15 protein-coding genes are annotated in these 13,980 nt (G+C 70.4%); 8 read left to right on the top strand and 7 right to left on the bottom strand.

What is annotated here, in order from left to right; all coding sequences use genetic code 11:
* Positions 1–9: 9 nt before the first annotated feature.
* A complete protein-coding gene (locus NV348_RS23210) occupies positions 10–1,071 on the bottom strand; it encodes a PDR/VanB family oxidoreductase (protein ID WP_447148790.1) in 1,062 nt (353 codons plus the stop codon).
* 17 nt (positions 1,072–1,088) lie between these two features.
* Positions 1,089–1,982, bottom strand: a complete 894-nt coding sequence (locus NV348_RS23205; RefSeq protein ID WP_447148789.1) for a metal-dependent hydrolase — start codon at positions 1,980–1,982, stop codon at positions 1,089–1,091.
* A gap of 97 nt (positions 1,983–2,079) precedes the next feature.
* Here NV348_RS23205 and NV348_RS23200 point away from each other — a divergent pair, with 97 nt between their 5' ends.
* The gene (locus tag NV348_RS23200) at positions 2,080–2,694 is read left to right on the top strand and encodes a TetR/AcrR family transcriptional regulator (RefSeq protein WP_447148788.1); all 615 of its coding nucleotides are present in this window, start codon (positions 2,080–2,082) and stop codon (positions 2,692–2,694) included.
* A gap of 40 nt (positions 2,695–2,734) precedes the next feature.
* Here NV348_RS23200 and NV348_RS23195 read toward each other — a convergent pair whose 3' ends face one another.
* Positions 2,735–3,196: a VOC family protein gene (locus NV348_RS23195; protein WP_447148787.1), complete on the bottom strand. Its 462-nt coding sequence runs from the start codon at positions 3,194–3,196 to the stop codon at positions 2,735–2,737.
* Between the two features lie 93 nt (positions 3,197–3,289).
* Between NV348_RS23195 and NV348_RS23190 the strand changes: the two genes are divergently transcribed.
* Positions 3,290–4,258, top strand: coding sequence for a helix-turn-helix transcriptional regulator (locus tag NV348_RS23190; protein ID WP_447148786.1), 969 nt, complete (start codon positions 3,290–3,292; stop codon positions 4,256–4,258).
* A gap of 97 nt (positions 4,259–4,355) precedes the next feature.
* Here the strand turns inward: NV348_RS23190 and NV348_RS23185 are convergent, their stop codons facing one another.
* A complete protein-coding gene (locus NV348_RS23185; RefSeq protein ID WP_447148785.1) occupies positions 4,356–4,925 on the bottom strand; it encodes a PadR family transcriptional regulator in 570 nt (189 codons plus the stop codon).
* A gap of 120 nt (positions 4,926–5,045) precedes the next feature.
* Here NV348_RS23185 and NV348_RS23180 point away from each other — a divergent pair, with 120 nt between their 5' ends.
* Entirely contained in the window at positions 5,046–5,456 is a 411-nt protein-coding gene (locus NV348_RS23180) for a nuclear transport factor 2 family protein (RefSeq protein ID WP_447148784.1), read from the top strand.
* Here the strand turns inward: NV348_RS23180 and NV348_RS23175 are convergent.
* On the bottom strand, positions 5,426–5,977 hold the full coding sequence (locus tag NV348_RS23175; RefSeq protein WP_447148783.1) for a universal stress protein: 552 nt from the start codon (positions 5,975–5,977) through the stop codon (positions 5,426–5,428). The two genes, NV348_RS23180 and NV348_RS23175, sit on opposite strands and share 31 nt — an antisense overlap.
* A gap of 165 nt (positions 5,978–6,142) precedes the next feature.
* Here NV348_RS23175 and NV348_RS23170 point away from each other — a divergent pair, with 165 nt between their 5' ends.
* Together NV348_RS23170 and NV348_RS23165 are read left to right on the top strand one after the other, a co-directional pair.
* Positions 6,143–6,712 carry a TetR/AcrR family transcriptional regulator gene (locus NV348_RS23170; protein ID WP_447148782.1) on the top strand — a complete coding sequence of 190 codons (570 nt, stop codon included), beginning with the start codon at positions 6,143–6,145 and terminating at the stop codon, positions 6,710–6,712.
* Between the two features lie 74 nt (positions 6,713–6,786).
* Positions 6,787–7,809, top strand: coding sequence for a medium chain dehydrogenase/reductase family protein (locus NV348_RS23165; RefSeq protein ID WP_447148781.1), 1,023 nt, complete (start codon positions 6,787–6,789; stop codon positions 7,807–7,809).
* A gap of 243 nt (positions 7,810–8,052) precedes the next feature.
* Here NV348_RS23165 and NV348_RS23160 read toward each other — a convergent pair whose 3' ends face one another.
* The gene (locus NV348_RS23160; RefSeq protein ID WP_447148780.1) at positions 8,053–8,853 is read right to left on the bottom strand and encodes an alpha/beta fold hydrolase; all 801 of its coding nucleotides are present in this window, start codon (positions 8,851–8,853) and stop codon (positions 8,053–8,055) included.
* A gap of 259 nt (positions 8,854–9,112) precedes the next feature.
* Here NV348_RS23160 and NV348_RS23155 point away from each other — a divergent pair, with 259 nt between their 5' ends.
* Together NV348_RS23155 and NV348_RS23150 are read left to right on the top strand one after the other, a co-directional pair.
* Entirely contained in the window at positions 9,113–9,310 is a 198-nt protein-coding gene (locus NV348_RS23155) for a three-helix bundle dimerization domain-containing protein (RefSeq protein WP_447148779.1), read from the top strand.
* Positions 9,311–9,390: 80 nt separating this feature from the next.
* Entirely contained in the window at positions 9,391–10,380 is a 990-nt protein-coding gene (locus tag NV348_RS23150; protein WP_447148778.1) for an Acg family FMN-binding oxidoreductase, read from the top strand.
* Between the two features lie 4 nt (positions 10,381–10,384).
* Here NV348_RS23150 and NV348_RS23145 read toward each other — a convergent pair whose 3' ends face one another.
* Positions 10,385–12,067, bottom strand: a complete 1,683-nt coding sequence (locus NV348_RS23145) for a SulP family inorganic anion transporter (protein ID WP_447148777.1) — start codon at positions 12,065–12,067, stop codon at positions 10,385–10,387.
* Positions 12,068–12,229: 162 nt separating this feature from the next.
* Between NV348_RS23145 and NV348_RS23140 the strand changes: the two genes are divergently transcribed.
* Complete coding sequence (locus NV348_RS23140; RefSeq protein ID WP_447148776.1) at positions 12,230–13,969, top strand: GAF domain-containing sensor histidine kinase; 1,740 nt, start codon at positions 12,230–12,232, stop codon at positions 13,967–13,969.
* The last annotated feature ends 11 nt before the right edge of the window (positions 13,970–13,980 follow it).

Below are 13,980 nucleotides of genomic sequence, written 5' to 3'. Positions count from 1 at the left end.
GTGCCCTGCTCAGAGATCGAGGACGAGGGACGCGCCTGCCGCGCGGGAGACGCAGGTCAGCATGTGATCGCCGCGCTCGGCGTCGAGGAGTTTGCGGTCGCGGTGGTCGACCTCGCCGGCCAGGACCGCGACCTTGCAGGTGCCGCAGAACCCCTGCCTGCACGAGTACAGGGCGTCCGGCCGCACCCTGGTGATGGCGGCCAGCGCGGTCTCGTCCGCGCCGACCCGGACCGTGGTTCCCGAACGGGCCAGCGTCACCTCGAACTCCCGGCCGTCGACCACCGGCGGCGCGGAGAACCGCTCGGTGTGCAGCGAACCCGTCGGGTTGACGGTGAAGGCGTGGCGATGCGCGGCGTCGAGCACGGGCGGCGGACCGCAGACATAGATCGCCGCACCGGGCGCGGCCCGGCCGATCAGTTCGCCGACGTCCGGGGTACCGAACTCGTCGTCGGGGCGGATGTCGACCCGGCTACCGCCGAGGACGGCCAGCTCGTCGAGGAACGGCATGGTCGCCCGCGAACGCCCCAGGTAGACCAGCTGCCAGCGCGCCCGTGCCCGCGCCGCCGCCCGGACCATGGGCAGGATCGGCGTGATCCCGATCCCGGCCGCGACGAACAGGTACGACGGCGCCGCGATGAAGTCGAACGCGTTGCGCGGGCCGCGGATGCGCAGGGTGTCGCCCACCGCCAGGCGGTCGTGCACCTCGACCGATCCGCCCTCGCCGTCGGCGATGCGGCGCACCGCGATCCGGTAGCGGCGGCGATCGGCGGGATCACCGCACAGCGAGTACTGGCGCTGCTTACCGGAGGGCAGCACGATGTCGAGGTGCGAGCCGGGCCGCCACGGCGGCAGCGGCGTACCGGTCGGCGAGGTCAGCGTCAGGGCGTGCACGTCCACCGCTACCGGCTCGATGCCGGTGATGGTCACCGGAATCTCGAAACCGTTGTGCCGCAACGGGTTCGGTCGCGAGATGAGCGAGGCCGCGCGGCCCGCGACGAACAGCTGCCGGTAGCCGTCGGCGACGGCGCCGATCGCCCGCAGGGCGACCGGCGGGGTGTACCGCTGCGCCATCGTGTCCACCGTCACCGTCACCGCTGGGCCGCGCGGGCAGCGGGCGAATGCGCGAGGTAGCGCAGCGCGCGATCCATCGGCCCCAGCTGGGACGGATGGAAGCCCGGCCGCAGGTAGCGCGGGATCTCGCTGAGGAACAGACCGAAATTCGGCACGATGCCGCGGGCGGTCGCCCGGACGAATTGCACCGGCCAGAACGGACCCTTGTGCGGCTCGGGGTCTTTGGCATAGAGGTAGGCCGAGGCCACCATGAAGGTGGCCAGCAGCGACACGCTCGCCGCCACCGCCGTGCGCGCTTTGCGCACATAGCCACCGTCGACGTACATGTAGGCGTCGTAGACCACGCTGCGGTGCTCGACTTCCTCGGCGCCGTGCCAGCGGATCAGATCGAGCATGGTCGGATCCATACCCAGGTCCTCGAACTTGTCGTTCTCCAGCAGCCACTCCCCGATGACGGCGGTGTAGTGCTCCATCCCGGCGAAGAGCGCGAGCCGTTCCTTGAGCCATTCCTCCTTCGCCCGGCCGGTCAGGCCGTGGTCGCCGAGGATGCGATCGACGAACCAGGCGAAGGTCTCGACCATCGGCTCGACGTCGAGACCGATGGCCTGGAGGTGATCGCGCGCGCCGGCATGGCTGCTGGCGTGCATCGTCTCCTGGCCGACGAAGCCCTGCACCTCCTCGCGCAGCCGCTGGTCGTCGATGTAGGGCAGGGCCTCGGCGAGCGCCTGTGCCATCGCCCGTTCGCCTTCCGGCAGTACCAGGTGCATGACATTGATGACGTGCGTCGCGAAGACCTCGCCGGGGATGTAGTGCATCGGCACATCACCGAAGTCGAAGTGCACGTCCCGAGCGTGGATCGCGTGCGCTTCCTCGCGGTGATGACGCCTCGTTGCGTCAGCGGAGTGAGCCATGCCTCAACCGTACGATGCAACACAAATGATTGCAATGTTGCAGCAACAAATTGTGTGGATATGTTGCATCGGGCGCGCGGTTGCTACCGTGGTCGATATGACCGCGGCGTCCCCCACCTCGACGAACACACCCGAAACCGACGATTCCGCGGCGGCCCGCATCCTGGACGCGGCCCTGGTCCAGTTCGAGCAGGTGGGCGTCAAGAAGACGACGGTCGAGGACATCGCCCGCCAGGCCGGCGTCGACCGGGCGACCGTGTATCGCCGGGTCGGCTCCCGCGACGACGTGGTCACCGCGGTAGTCGCCCGGGAGGTCGCGCGGGTACTCGCCGACCTGCGGAGCCTGCCGGGCAAGCACGACAACCTCGACGATCTCGTCGCGGACATCCTCGTGACGGTCGTCGGCCGGTGGCGTACGCACCCGCTGGTGCAGCGGCTGCTGGTCCTGGAGCCGGATCGGGTGATGCCGCACCTCACCACCGACAGCGCGTCGACGTTCACGATGTCGATCCTGACCACCGAGTCCATGCTCCGGGAGGCGATCACGGCCGGGCTGCTGGCCGAGACACCGGACCTGCTGGCCCGCGCCGAGGTGCTGTGCCGCGTGGTGCACTCGCTGATCCTGGCACCGACCGGTCTGCTCCCGCTGCGGACCGACGACGAACTCGACGCGTTCGCGCGCACCTATCTCGTGCCGATCATCAGCCACTGACCCACCGCCGGGCCGCGTCGGCCCGGACAGTCGGCTCCGGTCAGTCGAGGCAGAATTCGTTGCCTTCGGGGTCTGCCATCACGATGAATCCGAAGCTCATCGGGGGCTCGGGCTCGAAGCGGCGCAGCCGGGTGGCACCCAGCGCGACGAGTCGCTCACACTCGGCTTCCAAGGCGGCCATCCGCTCGTCGCCCTGGAGCCCTGGCGCCACGCGGACATCGAGGTGGACGCGGTTCTTGGCGGTCTTACCCTCCGGCACCTGCTGGAAGAACACGCGCGGACCGTGCCCTTCGGGGTCCTCGATCGCCGAGCGGGTGTTGCGCTGATCCGCCGGCACGCCGATCCGGGCGAGGAATTCGTCCCAGGCGGCGAGTGGATCCGCACCTTCGGGCAGCTCGACACCGGGCGGTCCGGGGTGCACATAGCCGAGGACCTCGCGCCAGAAGGTCGACAGCGCCTTCGGGTCGGCGGCGTCGAAGGTGATCTGGAGATGGCGGCTCATCGGGTTGCTCCCTTTCGTTCGGCTGATTCCCTACGCCTACTCTGGCAGTAATAGCGGACAGATCAGGTCCGCTTTGTCGGACAGGCTGACGAGATGACGACCGCGGACCAGGAACGGGGGCAGACCGAGCGGGTGCTCACCCTGCTCGGGCTGCTCCAGCAGCGTCAGGTGTGGACCGGACCCGAGCTGGCCGAACGGCTGGGGATCACGACGCGCACGGTCCGGCGCGATATCGAGCGACTGCGCGCCCTCGGCTATCCGGTGCGGGCCGGGCACGGCGTGGGCGGCGGGTATCAGCTCGGTCCCGGCCAGGATCTGCCACCGCTGCTGCTCGACGATCAGGAGGCGATCGCCACCGCGGTCTCCCTGCTCGTCGGCGCGGGCGGGGCGGTGACCGGTGACGGTGCGCTGCGGGCGCTGACCAAGCTCGACCGGGTGCTGCCGACCCGGCTCCGGCACGAGGTGCGGGCGCTGACCGGGTCGGTGGAGTCGTTCGGGACCGGGCACACGCCGGTCGACCCGGCAGCGCTGATCACCCTGGCCAGGGCCTGTCGCGACGAAGTCGAGGCGGGGTTCGACTATCCGTCCTCGGGCGCGACGCGGCGCAGGCGGGTGGAGCCCTATCGCCTGGTCGCCTCGGATCGGCGCTGGTATCTGTTCGCCTACGACCTCGATCGCGCCGGCTGGCGCAGCTTTCGCGTCGACCGGATGACCGAGGTCGCCGCGCGCACCTGGCGGTTCCGTCCGCGCCCCGCGCCGGACGCGGCGACCTACGTACAGGAGGGCGTGGCGAGCCGGGTCTACGCGAAGCAGGCGCGCTTCCGCGTCCACGCCACCGCCGACACGGTCCGAACCCAGCTCCCCGGCTCGACCGCCGTCGTCCGGGAGCACGACCGGACATCGTGCGAAATCCTCAGCGGTGCCGCCGATCTCGACGTCCTGTTGGTGCGGATCCTGCTGCTCGGCCACGATTTCGAGGTCCTCGACCCGCCGGACCTGGCGGCGCGCTGTCACGCGCTGGCAGACCGGCTGCGGGCCGCGGGCACGTCACCGCCCACGTAGCCGAGGCGTCCCCGGCCTGGCAGCGCATCGCCGAAACCCTCGTCCACCGAGCCGAACAACGTCGAATCGCACTGCGTGACACCTGAAGTGCGCTGCGTCAGGACCTGGCGTGCGCGGCGAGGCGGCGGTCGATGACGGCCAGCGCGAAGTCGGCCCAGCGGATGTTCTCCTGCTCGAAGGAGATGCCGCGCATCAACGTCAGATAGGGGCCGACGCGCTCGGCTTCTTCCAGGTACGCCTGTTCGGTGCGGCCCGCGAGCAGGCGGGTGCGCAATCGTTCGTAGCGGGCGAGTTTGGCGATCGACCATTCCCGCTTCTCGGTGACCGCGGCACGCACGGCAGGCGCGTCCGCGGTCTCCATGCCCTGCACCTTGACCATCAGCTCGTCGCGGATCGCGGTCGGCTTGGCGTCGCTCGCGACGAACTCCCGCAGCGCGGCGCGTCCGGCGGCGGTGAGGGAGTGCAGGCGTTTGTTGGGCCTGCGTTCCTGCTCGACGACCCTGGTGTCGACCAGTCCGTCGGCCGCCAGCCGGTCCAGCTCGCGGTAGAGCTGCTGGGGCGTCGCGATCCAGAAATTGGCGACCGAGGCATCGAAGATCTTGGCGAGGTCGTAGCCGGACGCCTCGCCGTCGAGCAGGGCGGCCAGGATCGCGTTACGCAGTGCCATGGGCCGAGGTTATCACCGGAAATAGACAACTCGGTGACTGATCGACCCTGGACATCACCAGGCACGTGGGACTACCGTTCCGGGAACCTAGTCAACAAAGTGAGTAATCGAGGTGTGGACATGCATCCTTTCCGAGCCGCGGTCGAAGCGCGCGACACCGACGCGATCGAAGCCTTGCTGGCTGATGATGTGGTGTTCACCAGCCCGGTCGCCTTCCAGCCGTACCCGGGCAAGGCCATCACCGCGGCGATCCTGCGGGCGGTGATCCGGGTGTTCGAGGATTTCCGCTACGTCCGGGAGATCGGCGACGGTCGCGACCACGCGCTCGTCTTCGAGGCGAGTGTCGACGGCAAGCAGCTCACCGGCTGCGACTTCCTGCACTTCGACGACGACGGCCGCATCGACGAGTTCATGGTGATGGTGCGCCCGCTCTCGGCGGCCACCGCCCTCGCGGCCAGGATGGGCGAGCAGTTCGAGCGCATCAAGACCGAAGCGATCGCTCAGGTCGAGCGCGAGGCGGCCGGGGCCTGATTTCCGCCGCCGGGGCCTGCCGGGACCAGCAGCACCGGGCGGTGGGCGTGGCGGACCAGCCGGGTGGAGACCGACTCGCCGAGCAGGCGCTCGACGAGCGACTGCAGCCCGTGCCGGGGTGCGCCGATCACGATCATCGACGCGTCGCAGGTCTCGGCGAGGGAGTCCAGCACATGCGCCGGGTTGCCGCGGCGCGCGTAATAGGTCCAGTTGTCGGGTAGTTCGGCGAGCCGGGCGCAGGCGGCGGCACGTTCGCGGTCGACGATCTCGGCCACGGCCCGGTCCCAATCCGCCGCATCGGGGTCGTCGGGCACATCGTCGGCGTCGATGACGTGGACGACGTGCAGGTGGGCGTCGAGCTGGGTGGCCAGGCCGATCGCGACTCCGAGGGCGACCGCACCGGCCCGATGCCGGTCGTAGCCGACCACCAGATGCGTAGCTGCCGCCGAGGCGCCGACAGGACCGTCGACGCGCAGCACCTCGCCGCGATCCCGCGTCCATGGTTCGGAATCGTCGGCCATCGGTCCTCCTGGGAAGTCGGGCCGGGCCCACCGAGGCGGCTACCCGTCCATCGCTCGCTAACCCCGCCCCACCATCATGCGCCCAGCGGCCGAGACCTCCGCCGGACCGCGGCACCTCACCGTTCGTGTTGCCCCTCCCGAAAGAGTGAGTGTACAGTCACTCACATGAGCAGGAGCGGAGCCACTCTCTCGAAATCGGACGTGCGGCGCGATGCCGTGGTCGATGCCGCGATCATCGAGTTCGCCAGGACCGGTTATCACGGCACGCCGATCAGCACGGTGGCGGCGACGGCTCAGATCTCACCGGCGTACGTGTTCAAGCTGTTCCCCGGCAAGGTCGCCCTGTTCGCCGCGGCGCTCGAGCGGTGCTTCGACCGGATCGTGGCGGCCATGTCCAGCGGCGCGGCCAGGTCCACCGGCGAGAGCCCCGAGCAGATCCTCTACGACATGGGCGGCGCCTACGCCGAGCTCATCGGCGACAAGAGCCTGCTCATGCTGCAGGTCCACGCCCAATCGGTGGCGGACGTGCCGGAGATCGGCGCCGCGCTGCGCGACGGACTGGCCCGGGTGACCGAGCTCGCCAAACAACGCTCGGGTGCCGCGGACGAATTCGTCCAGCGCTTCATCGCCTTCGGTCAGCTCTGCCACCTGATCACCACCCTCGGCCTCGACGGCGACAACAGTCCCTGGGCTCAGATCGTCACCGCGGGCATCCGCCACCCGAAGCCCCACTGAACCGCCGATGCCCCTCGCGGGGCATTTTTTCGACCCATCGAGTGATTGACCAGTCACACACTAGGAGTATCGCCATGTCCATCATCGCCACCGAAATCGTTCTGCCCGGCCGCGTCGAACCCGAGGGACTGCTGGTCACCCGGCGCGAACTGCCCGCGCCCGCCGCCGGGCAGGCACTCGTCCGCGTCGAGGCGAGTGGCGTGTCCTTCGCCGAGCAGCAGATGCGGCGCGGCAAGTACTACGACCAGCCGGCGTTCCCGTTCGTGCCGGGCTACGACCTGGTCGGGACCGTCACCGCGATCGGGGCCGACGTCGACCCGGCCCTGCTCGGCACGCGGGTCGCCGCGCTCACCAAGATCGGCGGCTGGGCCAGCCACGCCGTACTCGACGCGGCCGACCTGGTGCCGGTGCCCGCCACCCTCGACGCCGCCGAGGCGGAGACCTTCGTCGTCAACGGGATCACCGCCTGGCAGATGCTGTTCCGGACCGCGAAGGTCCGCGCCGGGCAGACGATCCTGGTGCACGGCGCCAACGGCGGTGTCGGCTCGACGCTGGTGCAGTTGGCCCGCGCCAACGGAATTCACGTCATCGGGACGGCCTCGGCCCGTCATGCCGAAGCCGTGCGCGCGCTCGGCGCGACCTGGGTGGACTACCGCGGCGAGGTGGCACAGCAGGTTCGGGCGCTCGCCCCCGCCGGGGTCGACGCCGTCTTCGACCATGTCGGCGGCCCCGGGATCGCCGTCTCGTTCGCGCTACTCGCGACGCACGGCACGCTGGTCTCCTACGGCACCGCGGCGACCAAGAACGACGCAGGCAATTCCCGGTTGCCGGTGCTGAAGCTGTTCGCGCGGCTGATGCTGTGGAACGCGGTGCCCAACAAGCGCCATGCGCACTTCTTCAACCTGTGGGCGGGCAAGCGCGACCGCGCCGGCTTCCGTGCCCGTATCGCCGAGGACCTGAGCCAGGTCTTCGCGCTCGCCGTGCGCGGCGACCTGCGCGCCCAGGTCGCCGCCCGCATCCCGCTCACCGAGGCCGCCCGTGCCATGGAACTCGCCGAGTCCCGCACGGTCGTCGGCAAAGTCGTCGTCGTCGCCTGATCCGCCCGCCCACACCAAGGAGATCCGTGATGTCCCAGCCCGCTGGCTGCTCGGCCACGGCGCCTACGCCCTGTCCCACGGCGCCGATCCGCTGCTGCGGCTGCCCTCGGCGCTGCCGAGCGCGCTGCTGATCGCCGGGCTGCTGATCGCGATGGTGATCACCAGCGTGGTGACGTCGCCGCAGCTGTCGAACCCCGCCGACGGGCCATGGCCGCCTGACGCTGCCGTGCGGGCATCGGCGGGTCAGCTCGCGGCGGCGCGCTCGATGACCTCGGCCACGGCCTGTGGCTGCGCGACGAGGGAGGCATGCGAGGCGGGAATCTCGCTGGTGGTGGCGCCGATCCGGTCGGCCATGAAGCGCTGGGACGCGGGCGGGATGACCCGATCCGCGCCCGAGACCAGGTACCAGCTCGGCAGGTGCTGCCAGGCGGCGGGACCGGACAGCTCGAGATTGGCGGCGACGGCGATCGAGCGCTGGTGGGCGATCATGTCGGCGGCGGTCGCGTCGTCGACGTCCTGGGCGAACACCTGGTGGAACGACGCGGGATCGACGTAGCCGTCGAGGTTCTTGCCCGCGAGGCCCTGGCTGTCGTCGACCAGTTCGAGTTGCAGGACCGGGGGCTGCAACTGGCTGCCGGGGAAGCGGATCGGGTCGAGCAGGAGCTGGGTCGGCTCGCCCTGCACCGGGGCGAAGGCCGCGATGTAGACCAGGGCGGTCACGTCGGGATCGTCGACATTGGTGATCACCGCGCCGCCGTAGGAGTGGCCGACCAGCACGATCGGCCCGTCGATCCCGGCGATGGCACGTTCGACGGCCGCCGCGTCGTTGGCCGGGCCGCGCAGCGGGTTGTCCGGCACGACCACGCGATAGCCGTCGGCGCGCAGGGCAGCGGCGACACCGTCCCAGCTGGTGGTGTCGGCGAACGCGCCGTGCACCAGCACCACGGTCGGAGTCTCGGCGGCCAGGGCGGGCGCGGCGGTGAGCACGCAGGCGCTCAGGCCGGCGGCCAGCGCGACGGCGGTACTCGGTCGGATTCTGCTCATGATCGGTCTACCTCTCGCGGCGATCTTCGGATGACATGCTGCGCGGATCCAGGCGACATGGCGACATCACGGGTCCCGGCCGTGGCCGGGACGACACATCGGCGATCGCCCGGTGACCAGTATCGTCCGCCGACGACGGTCCCCGCACACCGGATCACCTCCGCGGTCACCCGTGTCGATCACCACGGCTCGGCAACATCTGGCAAACGATGTCCGCCAACCGATTGACCCCCGGTCGACCCACGCTGACCATTGACTCATGACCACCGATGAAGCGCAGCAGATCGACGATGTCGTCGTCCGCCTCACACAGCGATATCCCAGCATCGCCCCCGAATTCATCGCCGACACCGTCCACACGGCCTACGATCGATTCGCCGATGTGCACGTCCGCGACTTCGTCCCGCTGCTGGTCGAGCGCCGCGCCAGCCGCAACCTGTCGACCCCGCCCACCTGAGCCGATGAGTGACTTCGGTCCCCGGCGACAGTGCGCAACGGCCGTATCGGCCGTTCGGATCGCGGACCAAGCTGGATGACATGACCGAGCAGCCGGTTCCCACGATCCCCGACCACCCCACGGTGCGCGCGGCGATCCGGCTCGGGTGCCGAGCGCCGTCGGTGCACAACACCCAGCCGTGGCACTGGGTGTTCGACGGCGCCGCGCTGGAGCTGTTCCGCGACACCACCCGCCAGCTGACGGCGGCGGACCCGACCGGACGACAGGCCGTGATGAGCTGCGGGGCTGTGCTGCACCACGTACGGACCGCGTTCGCCGCTGCCCACTGGCACACCGACGTCACCCGGCTACCCGATCCCGACCGCCCGGACCTGCTGGCCCGCATCGAGTTCCAGCCGTGGCCCGATCCGCCGATCGGCGAACTGCGCCGCGCCGAAGCGATCGACCGCCGCTTTACCGACCGGCTGCCGATGGCGGCGCCGATCGGCTTGTCCTCGGTCATGTCCACCATCGGGGCACTCGTCGCTCCGTACGATCTCGACGTGGACCTGCTCCCGGAGGACACGCATCCCCGGTTGACCACCGCGTCCGAGCGAGCGGGCGCGCTGCGCCACTACGACATGCAATACCAGGCCGAACTACGCTGGTGGGCAGGACATTCCGAACAATCCGCCGGTGTGCCACCCACGGCGCTGGCCTCGGAATCCGAGCGCGCCCGGGTGGGCGTCGCGCGCGCGTTCCCGACACCGAGACGGTCCGCGCGACGCGGCGACCTCGACGACGATCACGCCCGCCTCGCGGTGCTGTCCACCGACGCGGAATCGCCCCTGGACTGGCTGCGGGCGGGCGAGGCGCTCTCGGCGACGCTCCTCGAGTGCACCGCGTCGGGCCTGTCGACCTGCGCGCTGACCCATATCACGGAACTCGGCGCGAACCGGCGGCTGCTGGCCGGGATGGCCGGGCAGCCAGGCGTGCCGCAGGTCGTCGTCCGGATCGGCATCGCCCCCGCCGGCGAGCAGCCCCCGCCTACCCCGCGTCGACCGCTGACCGAGGTGCTCACCGAGAAGTGAACGGCTACGTGGCTTTCCGGAAGGCCGCGACCGCGGTCGGCAGGGTGGGAAACAGGCGGTCGGTGCCGATGCGTTCGGTGAGGCCGGACGCGTCCAGATCGTCACGCAGATCCTGTTTGACCCGCGCCATCGCGAACACCACACCACGCGAAGCCAACTCGGCACGGACCTGGTCCACGGCGTCGAGAGCGGTGAGATCGACCTCGACATTGGCTTCGGCGTTGAGCACGAACCAGCGCACCGGTTCGCCGCTGCGCTCGGTCCACCAGTCGACGGCGGCCAGGGCGCGTTTGCGGAAGTCTTCGGCATTGGCGAAGCACAGGGGCGCGTCGTAGCGGTAGACCACGAGTCCGGCAAGGGGTTTCGCGGCGGGGTAGTCGTCCACGTCGTGCATGCCCGCGAGGTCGGGGACGAAGCCGAGGATGGCGTCGTGCCCGCGGGCGATGCGGCGCAGCAGGTCGAACACCGACAGCGCGATCGCGACGAGCACGCCGTAGAGGACACCGAACACCAGCACCGCGACGACGGTGCCGAGCGCGAGGACCAGCTCGCTGCGCCGGAATCGGGCGATCCGGCGGAACTCCCGCACGTCGATCAGCCGCAGTGCCGCGTAGACGACCAGCGCGCCCAGCGCCGCGAGCGGGAACTCGGCCAGCACCCCGGTGGCGCCGAACAGCACGGTCAGCACCGCGGCGAGCGTGACCAGGGCGTAGAGCTGGGTGCGGGCGCCCATCAGGTCGGCGATGGTGGTGCGGCTGCCGCTACAGCTCACCGGGAATCCGTGGGTGAACGCGGTCGCCACGTTCGTCGCGCCGAGGGCGGCGAGCTCGGAATTGGCCTGGATGTGGTCACCGTGCCGGGCGGCGAAAGCCCGCGCGGTCAGCGTGTTGTCGGAGAAGCCGACGACGGCGATGCCCGCGGCGGGCAGCACCAGGGCCGCGATATCGGCGAACGCGATGGCGGGCAGCCCCGGCGTCGGCAGACCGGCGGGCACCTCCCCCACCACCTCGATGCCGAAGTCCTGCAACGAGAACACCGCGACCGCCACCGTCGCGGCCAGCACCGCGAGCAGTGGGCCCGGCGCCCGCGGCGCCCACCTGGCCAGGACCAGCAGGGCCGCCAGGACGGCACCGGACAGGAGGGCCGTCGCCGGATGCCACTGGGTGATGTTGGCCGCGAACGAGCGCACCTGCTCGATCACCGTGGTGCCGTCCACCGGCACGCCGGTGACCCGTCCCAGCTGACCGGCGATCATCAGCCCGGCGGTGCCCGCCAGATAGCCGATCAGCACCGGCCGCGACAGCAGATCGGCCAGCACTCCCAGCCGCGCCACCGCGCCCACCAGGCACAACACCCCGACCAGTAGGGCGAGCAGCGCGGCAAGCGCGGCGTAGCGGCCCGGGTCGCCCGCGGCCAGTGGCGCCAGCGCGACCGCGGTCAGCAGCGCCGTCGTCGACTCGGGGCCCACCGAGAGCTGCCGCGAGGTCGCCAGCAGCGCGTACACCGCCAGCGGCGCGATCGTGGCCCAGAGCCCGACCACCGGCGGCAACCCGGCGACCGTCGCGTAGGCCATCACCTGGGGGATCAGATAGGCGGCGACCGTCACACCCGCGACCACGTCCGAACGCAGCCACGCGCGCCGATAGTTCCGGAACTGCCGCAGGCCGGGCAGTATGCGCTCCAACACAGTGCGGATATTGTGCGCCGTCGCATCCGCGCGCGGCGGCGACGTCACCGGATCGGGACGTGAGTTCTCGCTCACGCCGGCGCCGGGAGCTGATCTACCCGGTGCGGCCGGCAGCGGGACGACGTCGGCCGATGCTCGCCGAACCGTGGAAGAATGCCCCGCATGGACAACGAATCGGCGGCTGCGGGCCGGCCTCCGGTCACCGAGACCCTGTCCCAGCTGCGTCTACGTGAACTGCTGGCCGAGGTACAGGACCGGATCACCCAGATCGTCGACGTCCGTGACCGGATGGACCGGCTGATGGAGGCCATGCTCGTCATCACCGCGGGCCTGGATCTGGACAACACCCTGCGCACCATAGTGCACACCGCGATCGAACTCGTCGACGCCCGCTACGGCGCGCTCGGCGTACGTGAGACCGACAAGACCAGCAACCAGCTCGCCGAATTCGTCTACGAGGGCATCGACGACCGCACCCGGGTGATGATCGGCGACCTGCCGCGCGGGCACGGCGTCCTCGGGCTGCTCATCGCCGAGCCGAAACCGATTCGGCTGACCAATCTCTCCGACCACCCGTCCTCGGTCGGGTTCCCGGACAACCATCCACCGATGCGGACTTTCCTCGGCGTTCCGGTCCAGGTGCGCGACGAGGTGTTCGGCAACCTCTATCTCACCGAGAAGGCCGACGGTCTCGAGTTCACCGAGGACGACGAGGTCGTGGTGCGGGCACTGGCCGCCGCCGCCGGCATCGCGATCGAGAATGCCCGCCTCTACGAGCAGTCGCGGGTGCGCCAGCAATGGCTGGAAGCGATCCGGGATGTCGCCACCGAGCTGCTGGCGGGCAGCCCGTCCGAGGACGTCCTCGAGCTGATCGCCGAACGCGGCCGCTCCCTGACGAATTCGGCGTGCACGTTCCTGGCGCTGCCCGAGGACCCCGATGTTCCGCACGCGGAGATCACCGAATTGGTGGTGGTCGCGGCGGCGGGTGCCGACGCCGGCGTCCTGGTCGGCAGATCCGTTCCGCTGACGGCGAGTTCACCGGTAGCGGCGGCGTTCCGGTCGGGCAGGCCGGTCACCTCCGATGCCCCCGACCATGATGCGGTCTTCGTCTCGATCGCCGACTTCGGGCCGGTCCTCATCCTGCCGCTGCGAGCGAACGGACTGGTCACCGGCGTACTGACCACCGTGCTCCCGGCCGGGGCCACGCCGCCGAGCGAGGCGGACCAGTCCTTGATGACCACCTACGCCGACCAGGCGGCGGTGGCCTTGCAGCTGGCCGCGACCCAGCGCCGGATGCGCGATCTGGATGTGTACGCCGACCGTGACCGCATCGCCCGCGGGCTGCACGATCACGTCATCCAGCGGCTGTTCGCGGTCGGCCTGTCGCTGCAGGGCACGCTGCAGCGGGTCAGGACACCGGAGGTGCGGACCCGCCTCGACGAGACCATCGACGACATCCAGGCGATCGTGCAGGACATCCGCTACTCCATCTTCGACCTGCAGTCCAACACCACCACCGACTCCTCGCAGTACCGGAAACGCCTGCACCACATCATCACCGAGATGACCGACGAGACCGGGCTGCGCACGACGGTCCGGCTGGCCGGACCGGTCACCGTGCTCGAGCCGCCGCTGTCCGATCACGTCGAGGCGGTGTTGCGCGAGGCGGTGAGCAACGTCGTGCGGCACGCGAAGGCGAGCACGGTCGCGGTGGAACTCGTTGTGCGCGACGAGGTGACGATCGAGGTCGCCGACGACGGCATCGGTATCGCGCCCGAGGTGACCCGGCGCAGCGGGCTCGCCAATCTGGCTGCCAGGGCCGCGGACGCGGGCGGTGTCTTCGCCGCGACCGCGCGCGCCCAGGGTGGCACGCTCCTGCGCTGGTCGGCGCCGCTGGACTGAGGGACCGAAGT

The sequence above is a fragment of the Nocardia fodinahabitans genome, assembly GCF_052983615.1.
Note: the sequence above shows the minus strand (reverse complement) of the source record. Positions and strands in the feature narration are given on the sequence as shown.

What these genes read in the sequence shown, in the direction of transcription:
- NV348_RS23170 (WP_447148782.1), top strand. Translation starts at nt 6,143, where the DNA reads ATGAGCAGGAGCGGAGCCACTCTCTCGAAATCGGACGTGCGGCGCGAT.
- NV348_RS23160 (WP_447148780.1), bottom strand. Translation starts at nt 8,853, where the DNA reads ATGAGCAGAATCCGACCGAGTACCGCCGTCGCGCTGGCCGCCGGCCTG.
- NV348_RS23175 (WP_447148783.1), bottom strand. Translation starts at nt 5,977, where the DNA reads ATGGCCGACGATTCCGAACCATGGACGCGGGATCGCGGCGAGGTGCTG.
- NV348_RS23140 (WP_447148776.1), top strand. Translation starts at nt 12,230, where the DNA reads ATGGACAACGAATCGGCGGCTGCGGGCCGGCCTCCGGTCACCGAGACC.
- NV348_RS23205 (WP_447148789.1), bottom strand. Translation starts at nt 1,982, where the DNA reads ATGGCTCACTCCGCTGACGCAACGAGGCGTCATCACCGCGAGGAAGCG.
- NV348_RS23180 (WP_447148784.1), top strand. Translation starts at nt 5,046, where the DNA reads ATGCATCCTTTCCGAGCCGCGGTCGAAGCGCGCGACACCGACGCGATC.
- NV348_RS23190 (WP_447148786.1), top strand. Translation starts at nt 3,290, where the DNA reads ATGACGACCGCGGACCAGGAACGGGGGCAGACCGAGCGGGTGCTCACC.
- NV348_RS23150 (WP_447148778.1), top strand. Translation starts at nt 9,391, where the DNA reads ATGACCGAGCAGCCGGTTCCCACGATCCCCGACCACCCCACGGTGCGC.
- NV348_RS23185 (WP_447148785.1), bottom strand. Translation starts at nt 4,925, where the DNA reads ATGGCACTGCGTAACGCGATCCTGGCCGCCCTGCTCGACGGCGAGGCG.
- NV348_RS23155 (WP_447148779.1), top strand. Translation starts at nt 9,113, where the DNA reads ATGACCACCGATGAAGCGCAGCAGATCGACGATGTCGTCGTCCGCCTC.
- NV348_RS23210 (WP_447148790.1), bottom strand. Translation starts at nt 1,071, where the DNA reads ATGGCGCAGCGGTACACCCCGCCGGTCGCCCTGCGGGCGATCGGCGCC.
- NV348_RS23165 (WP_447148781.1), top strand. Translation starts at nt 6,787, where the DNA reads ATGTCCATCATCGCCACCGAAATCGTTCTGCCCGGCCGCGTCGAACCC.
- NV348_RS23195 (WP_447148787.1), bottom strand. Translation starts at nt 3,196, where the DNA reads ATGAGCCGCCATCTCCAGATCACCTTCGACGCCGCCGACCCGAAGGCG.
- NV348_RS23200 (WP_447148788.1), top strand. Translation starts at nt 2,080, where the DNA reads ATGACCGCGGCGTCCCCCACCTCGACGAACACACCCGAAACCGACGAT.